Source organism: Nocardioides sp., assembly GCF_014360585.1.
Taxonomy (GTDB): domain Bacteria; phylum Actinomycetota; class Actinomycetes; order Propionibacteriales; family Nocardioidaceae; genus Nocardioides.
In genome coordinates, this window is sequence record NZ_JACIXG010000064.1 from 17,121 (window position 1) to 30,716 (window position 13,596).

At 70.2% G+C, this 13,596-nt stretch carries 12 protein-coding genes and 1 pseudogene; 1 reads left to right on the forward strand and 12 read right to left on the reverse strand.

The features are described from left to right. Positions 1-25: 25 nt before the first annotated feature. From H5T77_RS18725 to H5T77_RS18740, 4 genes are all read right to left on the reverse strand, one after another. A complete protein-coding gene (locus H5T77_RS18725; RefSeq protein ID WP_292651791.1) occupies positions 26-1,264 on the reverse strand; it encodes an SAM-dependent methyltransferase in 1,239 nt (412 codons plus the stop codon). Next, on the reverse strand, positions 1,261-3,279 hold the full coding sequence (locus H5T77_RS18730) for an FAD-dependent oxidoreductase (RefSeq protein ID WP_292651793.1): 2,019 nt from the start codon (positions 3,277-3,279) through the stop codon (positions 1,261-1,263). Before H5T77_RS18730 ends, H5T77_RS18725 begins: the two co-directional genes overlap by 4 nt. A gap of 101 nt (positions 3,280-3,380) precedes the next feature. Then, a complete protein-coding gene (locus H5T77_RS18735; RefSeq protein WP_292651795.1) occupies positions 3,381-3,893 on the reverse strand; it encodes a nitroreductase/quinone reductase family protein in 513 nt (170 codons plus the stop codon). Beyond that, entirely contained in the window at positions 3,890-4,669 is a 780-nt protein-coding gene (locus H5T77_RS18740) for a glucose 1-dehydrogenase (RefSeq protein ID WP_292651797.1), read from the reverse strand. The genes H5T77_RS18735 and H5T77_RS18740 overlap by 4 nt, the downstream gene beginning before the upstream one ends. A 142-nt stretch (positions 4,670-4,811) precedes the next feature. On the opposite strand from H5T77_RS18740, the gene H5T77_RS18745 reads away from it, so the two are divergent. Then, on the forward strand, positions 4,812-5,456 hold the full coding sequence (locus H5T77_RS18745; protein WP_292651798.1) for a TetR/AcrR family transcriptional regulator: 645 nt from the start codon (positions 4,812-4,814) through the stop codon (positions 5,454-5,456). Positions 5,457-5,573: 117 nt separating this feature from the next. On the opposite strand, the gene H5T77_RS18750 is transcribed toward H5T77_RS18745, so the two are convergent. From H5T77_RS18750 to H5T77_RS18785, 8 genes and pseudogenes are all read right to left on the reverse strand, one after another. Beyond that, positions 5,574-5,888: an SDR family oxidoreductase gene (locus H5T77_RS18750; protein WP_292651799.1), complete on the reverse strand. Its 315-nt coding sequence runs from the start codon at positions 5,886-5,888 to the stop codon at positions 5,574-5,576. Between the two features lie 107 nt (positions 5,889-5,995). After that, positions 5,996-6,307 (reverse strand): annotated as a pseudogene (locus tag H5T77_RS18755) (SDR family NAD(P)-dependent oxidoreductase); the annotation flags it as partial. Further along, entirely contained in the window at positions 6,307-7,140 is an 834-nt protein-coding gene (locus tag H5T77_RS18760; RefSeq protein ID WP_292651801.1) for a bifunctional allantoicase/(S)-ureidoglycine aminohydrolase, read from the reverse strand. The pseudogene H5T77_RS18755 and the gene H5T77_RS18760, both read right to left, overlap by 1 nt. 2 nt (positions 7,141-7,142) lie before the next feature. Next, positions 7,143-8,483 carry an allantoinase AllB gene (gene allB, locus H5T77_RS18765; RefSeq protein WP_292651803.1) on the reverse strand — a complete coding sequence of 447 codons (1,341 nt, stop codon included), beginning with the start codon at positions 8,481-8,483 and terminating at the stop codon, positions 7,143-7,145. Further along, positions 8,480-9,352, reverse strand: a complete 873-nt coding sequence (locus H5T77_RS18770) for a fumarylacetoacetate hydrolase family protein (RefSeq protein ID WP_292651805.1) — start codon at positions 9,350-9,352, stop codon at positions 8,480-8,482. Before H5T77_RS18770 ends, allB begins: the two co-directional genes overlap by 4 nt. Positions 9,353-9,467: 115 nt before the next feature. Next, on the reverse strand, positions 9,468-10,649 hold the full coding sequence (locus tag H5T77_RS18775) for a glycerate kinase (protein ID WP_292651807.1): 1,182 nt from the start codon (positions 10,647-10,649) through the stop codon (positions 9,468-9,470). 73 nt (positions 10,650-10,722) lie between these two features. Then, entirely contained in the window at positions 10,723-12,498 is a 1,776-nt protein-coding gene (gene gcl / locus H5T77_RS18780; RefSeq protein ID WP_292651808.1) for a glyoxylate carboligase, read from the reverse strand. A gap of 1 nt (position 12,499) precedes the next feature. Next, positions 12,500-13,408, reverse strand: a complete 909-nt coding sequence (locus H5T77_RS18785; protein ID WP_292651810.1) for a 2-hydroxy-3-oxopropionate reductase — start codon at positions 13,406-13,408, stop codon at positions 12,500-12,502. Between the last annotated feature and the right edge of the window lie 188 nt (positions 13,409-13,596).

The following is a 13,596-nucleotide window of genomic DNA, read 5'->3' on the forward strand; positions in this document are numbered from 1 at the left end:
ACACCGGCTGATCAACGGGGCTCGGTCATCGGGCCTCGTCTCGGGTGAAGGTGACCTGCTGGACGTCGATGTAGTCGGCCGCGAACCCGGCCCGGGTGTACTCCAGGTAGAAGTGCCACATCCGCAGGAACGTCTCGTCGAACCCGAGCGCCCGGACCTCGTCGGCATGCTCACGCAACGCGATGTCCCATCGCCGCAGGGTCTCCGCGTAGTGGGCGCCGAACGAGAGCCGGCTGCGCACGCGGAGCCGGGTGTGCGTGTCGACGACATCGGTGATCGCCTCGGTCGAGGGGAGCAGGCCGCCTGGGAAGATGTACTTGGTGATCCAGGTCTCGGTGTTCCTGGTGGCCAGCATCCGGCCGTGCGGCATGGTGATCGCCTGGATCACCGCGGTGCCACCCGGGGCGAGGACCTCGTCGATCTTCGCGAAGTAGACCGGCCAGAACCGTTCGCCGACCGCCTCGATCATCTCGACCGAGACCACCGCGTCGTACGTTCCCTCCACGGCCCGGTAGTCGCACAGCTCGACGTCGACCCGATGGCCCAGACCGGCCGCGCCGACCCGACGGCGCGCCAGCTCGGCCTGCTCGACGGAGAGGGTCACCGAGGTGACCTGGGCGCCTCGGGCGGCAGCCCGCAGGGCGAGCTCGCCCCAGCCGGTGCCGATCTCGAGCACCCGGGAGCCCGCTCCGACGCCCGCCTCGTCGAGGATCCGATCGATCTTGCGGTGCTGGGCAAGCGCGAGGTCCTCGGTCGAGGGCAGGGAGGAGAACAGGCCCGCCGAGTAGCTCATCGTCGGGTCCAGGAAGAGCGCGAAGAAGTCGTTGGACAGGTCGTAGTGGTGGCCGATGTGCTCGCGGGCGTTCTCGGGGGTGTTCAGGTCCTTCTCGCCACGGCGCCGCTCGTAGACCCCACGCAACCGCCGCGCCCACCTGGGAAGGAGACCGTCGAGGTCCCGGCACAGCACGGTGAGGGTGTCCCCCAGCTCCGGGGCTTCCCAGGCGCCGGTCATGTACGCCTCGCCGAACCCGATCAGCCCATGGCGGCTGAGCCGGGCGTAGAGCTCATCGGGCCGGTGCAGCACGATGTCGGCCGGGCTGCCGTCCTCGCTCACGGTGATCCCGAGCCGCTTCGTGGCGGTCCGGAACACGGTCGCCGCGGCAGCCGCGGTCACCCGAGTGAGCGGTCCGGCGGGTGCCTCTTGCAGCATCGGCCAACGGTCCGCGACCCGGGCCTGGGTGGTGGGTGCTTCGATGGTGGTCATCGGACTCCTTCCTGGTGGTGCCGTGGTCGTCTCTGGACCGGCAGACGTCGTAGCCACAGCGCTGCGCCGTGGAGGTGGATCCAGACCGCGCCGAGGAGCGCGGCCGGGGCGGAACGGAGCGGGGCTCCGAACCGAGGTTCGACCCGGGAGCCGCGTACGGCGGCGTCGAAGACGGTCCCGTCCGCGGTGTTCAGCCGGACGGTGACCTGGAGCCGGCCGTCGGGTGGCGGAACGGTCAGGTCGTAGTGGCCGTCGACACCGTGGAACGGCGAGACGTACATCGCCTTCGCGACCCGTGCGCGATGCCGTTCGTCGGGATGGACGAGGTAGGCGTGCCGGTCGCCGTAGGTGTTGTGGACCTCGACGACGGTCGCCAGCGGCTCCCCGGAGGCGGCCGTGCACCAGTAGACGGTGATCGGGTTGAAGCAGAATCCGAAGGCCCTCGGCTGGGCCGCCATCAGCACGCGAGCGTCGCCCAGATCGAGGTCGTGGAGCTTCAGGAACGCGGCGAGGTTCTCCCGGATCGAGAGCTCGGCGTCGCCTAGATGGTCACGAGACTCGAACCGGCCGAGGAGGCCGTGGTCGGGCAGCCGGTCCAGATCCACCACCTGCCAGTACGACCGGTGCACGAACCGGTTCCGCAGCGGTCCGCGTCGGGTGTGGGTGATCGTGGTCCGATAGAGCCCGGTCGCAGACTCTTCGGGGCGCTCGACGGGCCACGCGTCGGGACGCGTCCAGGACAGGCCGAGTCGCTCGGCCGCCCGCGCCCCGGAGCGGGCGCCGTCCTCGTGGAAGCCCCAGCCGCGCCACGCGCCGGCGAAGACCAGCCGGTCGGAATCCAGCTCGTCGGCACGCTGCTGGGCGGCCACCGACTCCGGGGTGTAGAGCGGGTGCTCGTACTCCATGGTGGCGATGACCTTCTCCGGGTCGATCAGGTCGGCCCCGCCCAGAGTCACCAGGTGACGTACGCCGCCGGGAGTCGGCAGCCGCATCAGCCGGGTGAGGTCGTAGGTCAGCGTGACCTGCCCGCGGCCCGGTCGCTCCAGGTAGTTCCACGACGCCCAGGTGCGCTCGCTGGGCGGCAGCAGGCTGGTGTCGGTGTGCAGCTGGGCCTGGTTGGCGGAGTACGGGAACGCACCCAGGATCTCGCGCTGCGCAGCCGTGGGCTCGCCCAGCATCGCCAGCGACTGCCCCGGGTGGGTGGCCAGCACGACAGCGTCGAAGACCTCGGTCTGTCCGTTGCCGTCGGTGATCTCGACACCGGCATCGGTCTCGACCACGGTGACCACCTTCGTCGAGGTCAGCACCCGGCCGCCACGGTCGCGGATCGCGGCGGCGACCCGCTCGACGTACGTCGCCGACCCACCCGTGACCGTGCGCCAGCGCGGTGAGCCGAAGACCTGCAGCATCCCGTGGTGGCTGAGGAACTCGAAGAGGTAGCGAGCCGGGTAGCTCAGCGCCGTCTCCGGGTCGCAGGACCACACCGCGGCGACCAGCGGGGCCATGAAGTGGCGGCGGAAGTGCGGGGTGAACCCGTGCTCGTCCAGGAACGCCTCGAGGGTGCGGTCGTCGGGCTCGCCACTGGCGAGCAGCGCCCGGGCGGCCCGGTGGAACCGCGGGATCTCGGTGAGCATCCGCAGATGCGTCGGCCGCAGCGCCCGCCGGTCGGGGAGCACGCCGCGGAGACCGCGCGCCCCTGCGTACTCGACGTCATCGGCCTCCGAACGCACCGACATCGACATCTCCGAGACCTGGGTCGGAACGTCGAGCTCGGCGAAGAGCCGAAGCAGAGTCGGATACGTACGCCGGTTGTGCACGATGAAGCCGGTGTCGATCGCCAAGTCGCTGCCGTCCGGCGCGGTGACCCGGTGGGTGTCTGCGTGGCCGCCGAGCCGGTCGTCGGCCTCGAACAGCGTCACGGAGTCGTGCAGCGACGCGACGTACGCCGCGGTCAGCCCCGCGACGCCGCTGCCCACCACGGCGATCCGGCGACGTTCGTGGTCGGTCCTGCTCATCGGGCTCCTCAGGGGTCGAAAGGGGCGATCGGCGCAAAGGCGCCGTCACCCGGTCTTCGTCCACCGGAGCGAATCGGATTGCTGTCAGCTCATTGTTTTCATCACGCAGTCGGCGCCGGGCCAAGGCGGTTCAGCCGCGACCTGCGTACGGGGAAGCTGATGCGCATCAGCCGACTGTCAGCCCAGTCGTCCAGCCGGGTCGGCCGGATGGTGCCGGGATCGTGGGGCTGGTTGAGATCCGCGACGATCTCCGCCAGGACGGCCTGACGTTCAGCTGGGTCGGTGACAGGCGTGGCCCGTGCAGGCAGATCTGCACGAATCCCGTCCTTGAGGTGGAAGGTGAAGTTCGGATTGGCGAGAAGGTTCGCGTGCCAGTCCGTCGCGGCACCGCCAGCGCCGCTGCACAGGTAGGTGGTGCCCGCAGCTCGGTAGAAGAAGATCTCGATGCGGCGCGGTCGGCCGGTGCGGCGCCCCAGCGTCGTGATGTCGATGATCCGTTCTCTGGTGCCTGCGGCGGGGGTGATCTCGATGGCTCGTCGGATGTGATCGGGCAGGTGGGACATGGACGCGTCCCGTGCGGAGTCGTTCGACCCGGTCGTGTCTCGATTGCTCATGCGGCCTCGGGCTGAAGGGCGGGGCCGAGGAGGAGTCCACCGTCGATGACGTACTCCGACCCCGTGATGAACGACGCGTCGGATGATGTGAGGAACAGGAGAAGACGGGTGACGTCGCTCGGCTCTCCAAGTCGAGGAATGGCGAACGGTTCGGGTGAGTAGAAGTCGGCGATCGCTGCGGTGGCGCCGGCTGCCGGCTCGTGGATGAAGGGGGTCGCGATCACGCCGGGGTGGATGGTGTTCACCCGAATGTGGTCCCGGCCGAGCTCGAGCGCTGCCGTTCGGGTGAGGCCTCGCACGGCCCACTTGCTGGCGACGTACGGCGCGTAGTGCGCCGTGCCGCCCAGACCCATCGTCGAGGCGATGTTGACGATGGCTCCCCCTGCTGCGCGGCGCAGCGCGGGGGCGGCGACCTTCATGCCGAGGAAGGTCCCTGTGAGGTTGATGTCGAGGATGCGCGACCACGTGGCCTGGTCCGTGTTCTCGATCGGCGCTGGCGGGTTCTGGACGCCCGCGTTGTTGACGAGCACGTTCAGGGCGCCGAAGGCCCTCTCGGCGGCTGACACCGCGGCGGACCACGAACTCTCGTCGGTGACATCGAGGCGGGCGAAGCGAGCGCGGGTCCCGAGCTCGTCGACGAGAGCGGCGCCGCGTTCGGTGTCGATGTCGCCGATCACCACGTTCGCTCCCTCCGCGTGGAAGGCGCGCACGTGATTCGAGCCCTGGCCTCCGGCCCCACCGGTCACGAGCACTGTCTGGTTGTCGAAGCGGGGCATCAGATGTTCCTTCGGTACGTGGGTGACTGGCCGGGATCATCAGTGATGAATGGCAGCCAGTGGTGAGTCATGCGACTCACCACTTCCAACGCTAGGTCAGCGGCAATGGTGAGTCAAGCCACTCACCTCGTATGCTCGACCCATGAGCAGGGCCGTGACGACGTATCACCAGCGCATCGCCCAGGAGAAGCGCGAGCTGATCCTGGCGGCAGCGACCGCACTTTTTCTCGAGTTGGGCTACGACCGGACCTCGCTGGCGCGCATCGCTGAGCGCTCGGGCGTTTCGCGGGCCACCTTGTTCAAGCAGTTTCCGAGCAAGGCTGCCCTGTTCGACGCCATGGTCACCGAGTCCTGGTCAACCGCCGACGACGAGGACCCTCCGCCAGCAGGCGACATCGTTGACGGGCTCAGCACCATCGGTCACCGCTACGCCGAGCTGTTGAGCCGCGCCCAGATGACCGACCTGTTCCGCATCGTCATTGCCGAGCTTCCGCGATTCCCCGAGCTCGCCAATGCGCAGTTCTCGCACGGGAAGGTGCCCTACTTCGAGTCCGTACGCGGCTACCTGCTGGCCGAGCACGAAGCGGGAACGGTGCGGATCGAGGATGTGGACCTCGCAGCCACCCAGTTCCTGGGCATGATCTCCAACTACGTCTTCTGGCCGACACTCCTGGTGCCGGGCTGGGAGGTGAGCGCCGAACGCGTCGCCCAGGTAGTCGACGAGGCCGTCCGCACCCTCGCCGCCCGGTACGCCGTGACCGGACCAGGGCCGTCTACCGACGGCTGAATCCCGCCCGACCGCGAATGAGCCCCCGCCATCAAGGAGCTGCCGCATAGGCCGAGGCTGTCAGCCATCTGTGTAGAGCCAGTTTCGCAAGGCCTTCGGCAGCCTGACAGCACGGCATCAGCCGCGACCGGCGTACGGCATCCCGGTGGCGAGGATGGTCATCGACGGCACGCTGACGCCGAGCGGCAGCTGGGCCATTGCCACGACCGCGTCGGCGACGTGCTGCGGGTCGAAGGTCGGCTCGGGGCGTACGGTGCCGTCTGCCTGACGGGCGCCGACCGCGATGCCGGCGGTCATCTCGGTGGCGGCGTTGCCGATGTCGATCTGGCCGACCGCGATGTCGTGGGCGCGGCCGTCGAGGGCGAGTGCACGGGTGAGGCCGGTGATCGCGTGCTTGGAGGTGGTGTAGGCCGCGCTGCCCGGGCGGGGCACGTGGGCGGAGATCGAGCCGTTGTTGATGATCCTCCCCCCCGGGGGTCCTGCCGCTTCATCTGTGCGAAGGCCTCGCGGGCGCAGAGGAAAGACCCGGTGACGTTGACGGCCAGGGTCGCGGTGAACTCCTCGGGTGGGACCTCGTCGACCTCTCCGCTCGGTCCGAAGGTGCCGGCGTTGTTGACCAGCAGGTCCACGCGCCCCCACTTGCGGACGACGGCGGCGAACGCCGCATCCACCTCGGCGGCATCGGCGACGTCGGTGGGCAGCACGAGGGACCGCGCCATCGCCGACGCGGTCTCCTCCAGCGATGACCGGGTGCGACCGAGCAGAGCGACCTGGAAACCGGCACCGTCCAGCGCCCGCGCGATCACCCTCCCCAGGCCGGAGCCTGCCCCGGTGACGACCGCGACCGGCATCAGGTGAACTGCCGGCTCAGCTGGGCGTGCCGGTTGACGTCCTTGTAGAGCAGGTAGCGGAACCGGCCGGGCCCACCGGCGTAGCAGGCCTGCGGACAGAACGCCCGCAGCCACATGAAGTCGCCCTCCTGCACCTCGACCCAGTCCTTGTTGAGCAGGTAGACGGCCTTGCCCTCGAGGACGTAGAGGCCGTGCTCCATCACGTGCGTCTCCGGGAACGGGATCGCGCCGCCGGGCTCGAAGCTGACGATGTTGACGTGCATGTCATGACGTACGTCGTCGGGGTCGACGAAGCGCTGGGTCTTCCAGGCGCCGTCGGTGCCCGGCATCTCCCGGCCGGGCACGTCGACCTCGTTGGTGACGAATGCGTCCGGCACCGAGATCCCCTCGACCCGCTGGTAGGCCTTCCGGATCCAGTGGAAGCGGGCGGCCTGGTCGCTGATGTTGTGCAGCGTCCAGGCGGAGCCGGGCGGGAGGAAGGCGTACCCACCGGGGGCGAGGTCGTGCTTCTCCTCGCCGATCGAGAGCGTCAGCGCGCCCTCGACCACGAACAGGACACCCTCGGCGCCCGGGTCGAGCTCGGGCTTGTCGCTGCCGCCGCCGGGCGAGACCTCGACGATGTACTGCGAGAAGGTCTCGGCGAAGCCCGAGAGCGGACGGGCGATCACCCACAGCCGGGTGCCCTCCCAGAACGGCAGGTTGCTGGTGACGATGTCGCGCATCGTCCCACGCGGGAGCACGGCGTACGCCTCGGTGAAGACGGCCCGGTCGGTGGTCAGCTCGCGCTGCGACGGGTGGCCGCCGGTCGGGGCGTAGTAGCGGGGTTCGCTCATGGTCACTCTCCTCGGGTCAGCAGCCGGCCCCGGGGCGCGGCCTCGATGTCGATCTTCTCGCCACGCAGCCAAGTCGAGCGGACGACACCCGCGAGGGACCGGCCGTGGTAGGGCGTGACGGCGTTCTTGTGATGCAGCGTCGCGGCATCGACGACGAAGGAGTCGTCGGGGGCGAGGACGCAGAGGTCGGCGTCCTGGCCGACCGCGATCCTGCCCTTGCGCGCCAGTCCGGCGTGACGCGCCGGCGCCTCGGACATCCAGCGAGCGACGTCGCTGAGCGTGAATCCGCGGGACCGGGCCTCGGTCCAGACCGCTGATAGTCCGAGCTGGAGCGAGGAGATCCCGCCCCAGGCGACACCGAAGTCGCCGGTGTCGAGGACTTTCAGGTCAAGGGTCGAGGGCGAGTGGTCGGTGACGACCATGTCGATGACGCCTTCACGCAGCCCCTGCCAGAGAAGCTCGCGATTGGCCGCCTCTCGGATCGGCGGGCAGCACTTGTACTGGGTGGCGCCGTCGGGGATCTCCTCCGCGGCGAAGGTCAGGTAGTGCGGGCAGGTCTCCGCGGTGATCCGGATGCCGTCGCGGCGGGCCGCATCGATCGTCGTGAGCACGTCCGCGCTGGAGACGTGCAGGATGTGGACCCGGCACGCGGTGGCCCGGGCGAGCTCGACCACGGCGGCGACCGCGAGGTTCTCGGCGTCGCGCGGCCGGCTGCTCAAAAAGCTCTGGTACGCCCCGCCGACCGCCACCGGCGCGTGCTCGATCGCGTGGGCGTCCTCGGCGTGCACGATCAGCAGACCGTCGAAGGACGCGATCTCCCGCATCGCGAGCTCGAGCTCCTCGGCGTCGAGCGGAGGGAACTCGTCGACACCCGAGTGCAGCAGGAAGCACTTGAAGCCGGAGACCCCGGCCTCGTGCAGCGTACGCAGCGCCGGCACGTTGCCGGGGATCGCGCCGCCCCAGAAGCCGACGTCGACGAAGGCCTGGTCGGCGGCCGTCCCACGCTTGAGCTCCAGCGCCGGGAGGTCGCAGGTCGGCGGGATGCTGTTGAGGGGCATGTCGACGATGCTGGTGACCCCGCCGGCAGCCGCGGCGCGGGTCGCGGAGGCGAAGCCCTCCCAGTCGGTCCGGCCCGGGTCGTTGACGTGCACGTGTGCGTCGACGACCCCGGGCATCAGCACCTCGTCGTCGGCGAGCTCGACCACACGGTCGGCCGTCAGGCCCGAGGCGCCGGCTTCGACGGCGACGATCCGACCGTCGCGGACTCCGACGGCGCCGGCCACCTCGCCGTCCGGGGTCACCATGCGTGCCGCCCGGAAGACGACATCAAGATCTCCGTTCACACCGCCACCTCTGCCTCTTCGACTGCCATCACCCGCGTGCGCTGTCGGCCGAGACCAGTCACCTCGGCCTCCACCACCTGCCCGTCGCGGAGGAAGGGCCGCGGCTCGGGCCGCAGCGCCGCGACACCGCCAGGCGTCCCGGTCAGGACCAGGTCGCCGGGCTCGAGCGTCATCAGCGTACTGAGGAAGGCGAGCAGCTCTCCCACACTTCGTGCCATTTGTGAGGTCGTCCCGCGTTGCCGACTCTCGCCGTCGACCCAGAGCTCCAGACTCAGGTTCTGCGGGTCTTCGACGGCGTCCACGGTGACGAGCCACGGCCCGATCGGGGTGAAGGTGTCGGCACACTTGCCCTTCGCCCAGGTCGGCCCCGCCGCGATCCGCGCACGCTCGCTGACGTCGTCGGCGTTGAGGTAACCCCCGACCGCGGCCAGTGCCTGCTGCGGGTCCGTGCACCGGGACAGCCTGCGGCCGAGGACCACACCCAGCTCGACCTCGTAGTCGGTCGTCGTCGATCCGGGAGGCAGCTCGATCGCGTCGTAGGGACCCACGATCGAGGTCGAGGGCTTGAGGAAGACGACCGGCTCGTCCGGGATCGCGACCCCGGCCTCCTCCGCGTGGTCCTGGTAGTTGAGCCCGACCCCGACGACCTTGCCGGGCCTCGCCACGGGTGGTCCGATCCGAATACCGTCGGTGACGACGGGGAGGCGGCCCGAGGCGATCAGGTCCTGGATCAACCTGAGCCGCACCGGGTCACCGAGCAGGTCGCCGTCGATCCTCGGCACGGCGGCCGACAGATCACGCAGCACGTCCTGGTCGTCGAGGGCGGCGGGGCGCTCCTGGCCCGGCGGGCCCACACTCAGCAGCCTCATGCGGCCTCCTCGGATGCTGACCGAGCTACCTCGGTCTGGTTGCGGTTCCCTCGTGGAACTCCACGAAGGCAGTAGCCGCTCACCGAGTTACCTCGGTGAACATTCCGCCGCTCGCTCATACGTCCTCCTTGATGAGATGGTCGGCAGCGATCCGCTCGGCGATCTGCTCGAGCAGGGCGGCGCCCTCGGTCAGGCAGCGTTGCCGGTCGGGCTCGATGTCCGTCAAGGCGTACGCAGCACCGATCCCGGCGGCCCGCAAGCGGTCGGGTTCGAGGTCGTTGACCCCGCAGACCGCCACGACCGGGACACCGGCGCGCGCGGCCGCGGCGGCGACGCCGGCCGGCGCCTTGCCGTTGAGGGTCTGCTCGTCGAGCGCACCCTCGCCGGTGACGACGAGGTGCGCGCCGTCCAGCTGGGCGGAGAAGTCGACCAGCTCGAGCACGAGCTCGATGCCCGAGCGGAGCTCCGCACCGAGCAGGGCCAGTGCGGCGAAGCCGACACCGCCGGCCGCTCCGGCGCCGGGGTGCCCACGGAGATCGGTCCCGGTGAACGACGCCACCAGAGATGCCCAGCGGCCGAGCGCGGCGTCCAGCCGTCTGACCTGGTCCGCATCGGCGCCCTTCTGCGGGCCGTAGACCGCGGCCGCACCGGTCGGACCGGTGAGCGGGTTGTCGACGTCGCACGCGACGGTGACGGAGACCCCTTCCAGGCGCCGCCGCAGCTCATCGACCTCGATCCGGGCGACCTCCTCGAGCCCGGCTCCACCTGGACCCACCGGGTTCCCGGTGACGGTGAACAACCTGGCGCCCAGCCCGCAGAGCAGACCCGCTCCCCCGTCGGTGCTGGCGCTGCCTCCGATCCCGAGCACGATCCGGCGACAGCCCGCATCGATCGCGGCCGCCATCGCCTGCCCGACCCCGAGGCTGGAGGCCCGCATCGGATCCGGCCCACCCGGCAGCCGCGCCAACCCGGAAGCGTCGGCGAGCTCGACGACCGCGACACCGTCACGGCAGGCGTACGCCGTCCGTACCGGCTCCCCGGTCGGCCCGGTCACCGTGACCGGCACGAGCACGAACCCGGCGGACTCGGCCGCCGCGAGGGTGCCGTCACCGCCGTCGGCGACCGGGACCGCGTCGACGACCACACCGGGACTCCCCCGGCGGATCCCGGCGCTCACCGCCGCTGCGACCTCGGCAGCGGTGAGGGATCCCTTGAACTTGTCGGAGGCGACCAGCACGCGGACCGCACGCCGAGTCGGCTCATCCTGACCGAGATCTCCGTCGAGTCGGCTCGTCATGACGCGCCGGCTCGGCGAGCGGGCGTCAGGACGCGCCGACTCGGCGGGGGCGAAGTGGGAGACATGGCCCGCCTCAGTCCAAGGGAACGAGCGCGGTCGGGGCGTGCTCGCCACGCTCGGCCAGCTCCTCGAACTCCACGACGCCGTCGATCTCGACACCCATCGACACGTTGGTGATGCGCTCGAGGATGACCTCGACGAGGACAGGCACCCGGTATTCGGCCATCAGTGCCTTGGCCTTCTCGAAGGCGGCGCCGAGATCGGCGGGGTCGGTGACGCGTACGGCCTTGCAGCCCAGCCCCTCGGCGACCTTGAGGTGGTCGACTCCGTAGCCCTCGAGCTCGGGGCTGTTGACGTTGTCGAAGGCGAGCTGCACGCAGTAGTCCATCTCGAACCCGCGCTGGGCCTGGCGGATCAGCCCGAGGTAGGAGTTGTTCACGACCACGTGGATGTAGGGGATGTTGAACTGGGCGCCGACCGCGAGCTCCTCGATCAGGAACTGGAAGTCGTAGTCGCCCGACAGCGCGACCACCTGGTCCTCGGGGACGGCGGTCGCGACCCCCAGAGCGGCCGGGAGGGTCCAGCCGAGCGGGCCGGCCTGGCCGGCGTTGATCCAGTGGCGCGGCTTGTAGACGTGCAGCAGCTGCGCGGCCTGGATCTGGGACAGGCCGATCGTGGTGACGTAGCGCGTGCCCGGCCCGAAGGCCCGGTTCATCTCCTCATAGACCCGCTGTGGCTTGATCGGGACATCGTCGAAGTGCGTCTTGCGCTGCAGGGTCCGCTTGCGCTCGGCGCACTCCTCGACCCAGCGCGTACGGTCGGCGACGCGGCCGTCCGCCGCCCACTCCTTCGCGACCTCGACCAGCACCTCCAGCGCGGCGCGGGCATCGGAGACGATCGAGTAGTCCGGCGCGAAGACCCGGCCGATCTGGGTCGGCTCGATGTCGATGTGCACGAACGTACGGCCCCGGGTGTAGGTCTCGACCGAGCCGGTGTGGCGGTTGGCCCACCGGTTGCCGATACCGAGCACGAAGTCGCTGGCCAGCATGGTCGCGTTGCCGTAGCGGTGAGAGGTCTGCAGGCCGACCATGCCCGCGTTGAGCCGGTGGTCGTCCGGGATCGTCCCCCAACCCATCAGCGTGGGTACGACGGGCACCCCGGTGACCTCGGCGAGCTCGACCAGCAGCTCGGCGGCGTCGGCGTTGACCACGCCACCACCGGCGACGATCAGCGGGCGCTCGGCCTCCAGCATCATCGCCAGCGCCTTCTCCGCCTGGGCGCGGCTCGCGGCCGGCCTGGCGATCGGCATGGGCTCGTACGTCTCGATGTCGAAGTCGATCTCGGCCTGCTGGACGTCGAGCGGCAGGTCGATGAGGACCGGACCGGGGCGCCCCTCGCGCATCAGCCGGAAGGCCTTCTGGAAGGTGCCCGGGACCTGGGCGGGCTCCATCACGGTGACCGCCATCTTGGTCAGCGAGCCGGCGACGGCGGCGATGTCGACCGCCTGGAAGTCCTCCTTGTGGAGCTTCGCGACCGGCGCCTGGCCGGTGATGCACAGGATCGGGATCGAGTCGGCAGAGGCCGAGTAGAGACCGGTGATCATGTCGGTGCCGGCCGGGCCCGAGGTGCCGATGCAGACGCCGATGTTGCCGGCCTTCGCCCGCGTGTAGCCCTCGGCCATGTGGGCGGCCGCCTCGACGTGACGGGCGAGCACGTGCTGGACGCCGCCGTGCTTGCGCATCGCGCTGTAGAACGGGTTGATCGCGGCACCCGGGAGGCCGAACAGCTGGGTCGCGCCCTCCTTCTCCAGGATCAGGACGGCGGCGTCGACCGCGCGCATGCGTGCCATGTCAGCTCTCCTTGGAATCGGTGGTCGAGCCTGTCGAGACCCCGCTCAGGCGCTCGACGCCTCGCAGCAGGGCGGAGTGGTCCAGGCCGCCTTCACCGTTGGCCCGCGCGCTCGCCATCAGCTGGGCGACCAGCGAGCCGAGCGGGACGACGACACCCGCCTCTCGGGCGGCGGCGGTGACGATCCCCATGTCCTTGTGGTGCAGGTCGATCCGGAACCCGGGACGGAAGGAGCGGGTCAGCATGTTCTCCTTCTTCTGGTCGAGCACGCTCGAACCCGCGAGCCCGCCACCGAGCACCTCGAGAGCTGCCTTGGTGTCCACGCCGTACGCCTCGAGGAAGACGACCGCCTCCGAGAGCGCCTGGATGTTGGCCGCCACGATGAGCTGGTTGGCTGCCTTGACCGTCTGGCCGGCACCGCTCGGGCCGACGTGGACGATGGTCTTGCCGACGGCGTCGAAGATCGGCTTCGCCGTGGCGAAGTCGTCGGCTGCGCCGCCGACCATGATCGAGAGGGCGGCGTTCTTCGCGCCGGCCTCGCCGCCGGAGACCGGGGCGTCGAGGATCCGGAAGCCGCGGGCCGTGGCCTGCGCGGCGAGCGCCGCGCTGACGTCGGGCCGGATGCTGGAGAAGTCGATGATCAGCGCGCCGGCGGGGGCGGTCTCGAAGACACCACCCTCGGCGGTGAGGACCTCCTCGACGTGGGGCGAGTCCGGGACCATGACGCAGACGACGTCGGCGTCGCTGCAGGCGTCGGCGGCCGAGGCGGCGGCGCGGCCGCCCGCCTCGACGAGGGGCTTCGCCTGCTCGAGGGAGTGGTCGTAGCCGGCGACGGTGTGGCCCGCGTTGGCCAGGTGGACGGCCATCGGGCTGCCCATGATGCCAAGGCCGATGAAAGCGATGTTGGTCATGATGTTCTCTCCTCCGTGGGGTGGTTAGCGGTTTGCGTACGCGGCGCTGCGGTGCTCCTGGCCCGCCGAGTCGGCGCAAACTGACCAAGATCCGTGTCGAGTCGGCTCGTTATGACGAGCCGACTCGACGCTGATTTCGGTCAGGACGAGCCGACTCGGCAGCTGGGGCGGCGCTCATGCGGCAGCCA

Bases quoted from the DNA above. Each gene is read 5' to 3' on its own strand.
- H5T77_RS18740 (WP_292651797.1), bottom strand. From the start codon at position 4,669: ATGCCCCGCTTCGACAACCAGACAGTGCTCGTGACCGGTGGGGCCGGA.
- H5T77_RS18745 (WP_292651798.1), top strand. From the start codon at position 4,812: ATGAGCAGGGCCGTGACGACGTATCACCAGCGCATCGCCCAGGAGAAG.
- H5T77_RS18725 (WP_292651791.1), bottom strand. From the start codon at position 1,264: ATGACCACCATCGAAGCACCCACCACCCAGGCCCGGGTCGCGGACCGT.
- gcl (WP_292651808.1), bottom strand. From the start codon at position 12,498: ATGGCACGCATGCGCGCGGTCGACGCCGCCGTCCTGATCCTGGAGAAG.
- H5T77_RS18785 (WP_292651810.1), bottom strand. From the start codon at position 13,408: ATGACCAACATCGCTTTCATCGGCCTTGGCATCATGGGCAGCCCGATG.
- H5T77_RS18775 (WP_292651807.1), bottom strand. From the start codon at position 10,649: ATGACGAGCCGACTCGACGGAGATCTCGGTCAGGATGAGCCGACTCGG.
- H5T77_RS18770 (WP_292651805.1), bottom strand. From the start codon at position 9,352: ATGAGGCTGCTGAGTGTGGGCCCGCCGGGCCAGGAGCGCCCCGCCGCC.
- H5T77_RS18735 (WP_292651795.1), bottom strand. From the start codon at position 3,893: ATGAGCAATCGAGACACGACCGGGTCGAACGACTCCGCACGGGACGCG.
- H5T77_RS18730 (WP_292651793.1), bottom strand. From the start codon at position 3,279: ATGAGCAGGACCGACCACGAACGTCGCCGGATCGCCGTGGTGGGCAGC.
- H5T77_RS18760 (WP_292651801.1), bottom strand. From the start codon at position 7,140: ATGAGCGAACCCCGCTACTACGCCCCGACCGGCGGCCACCCGTCGCAG.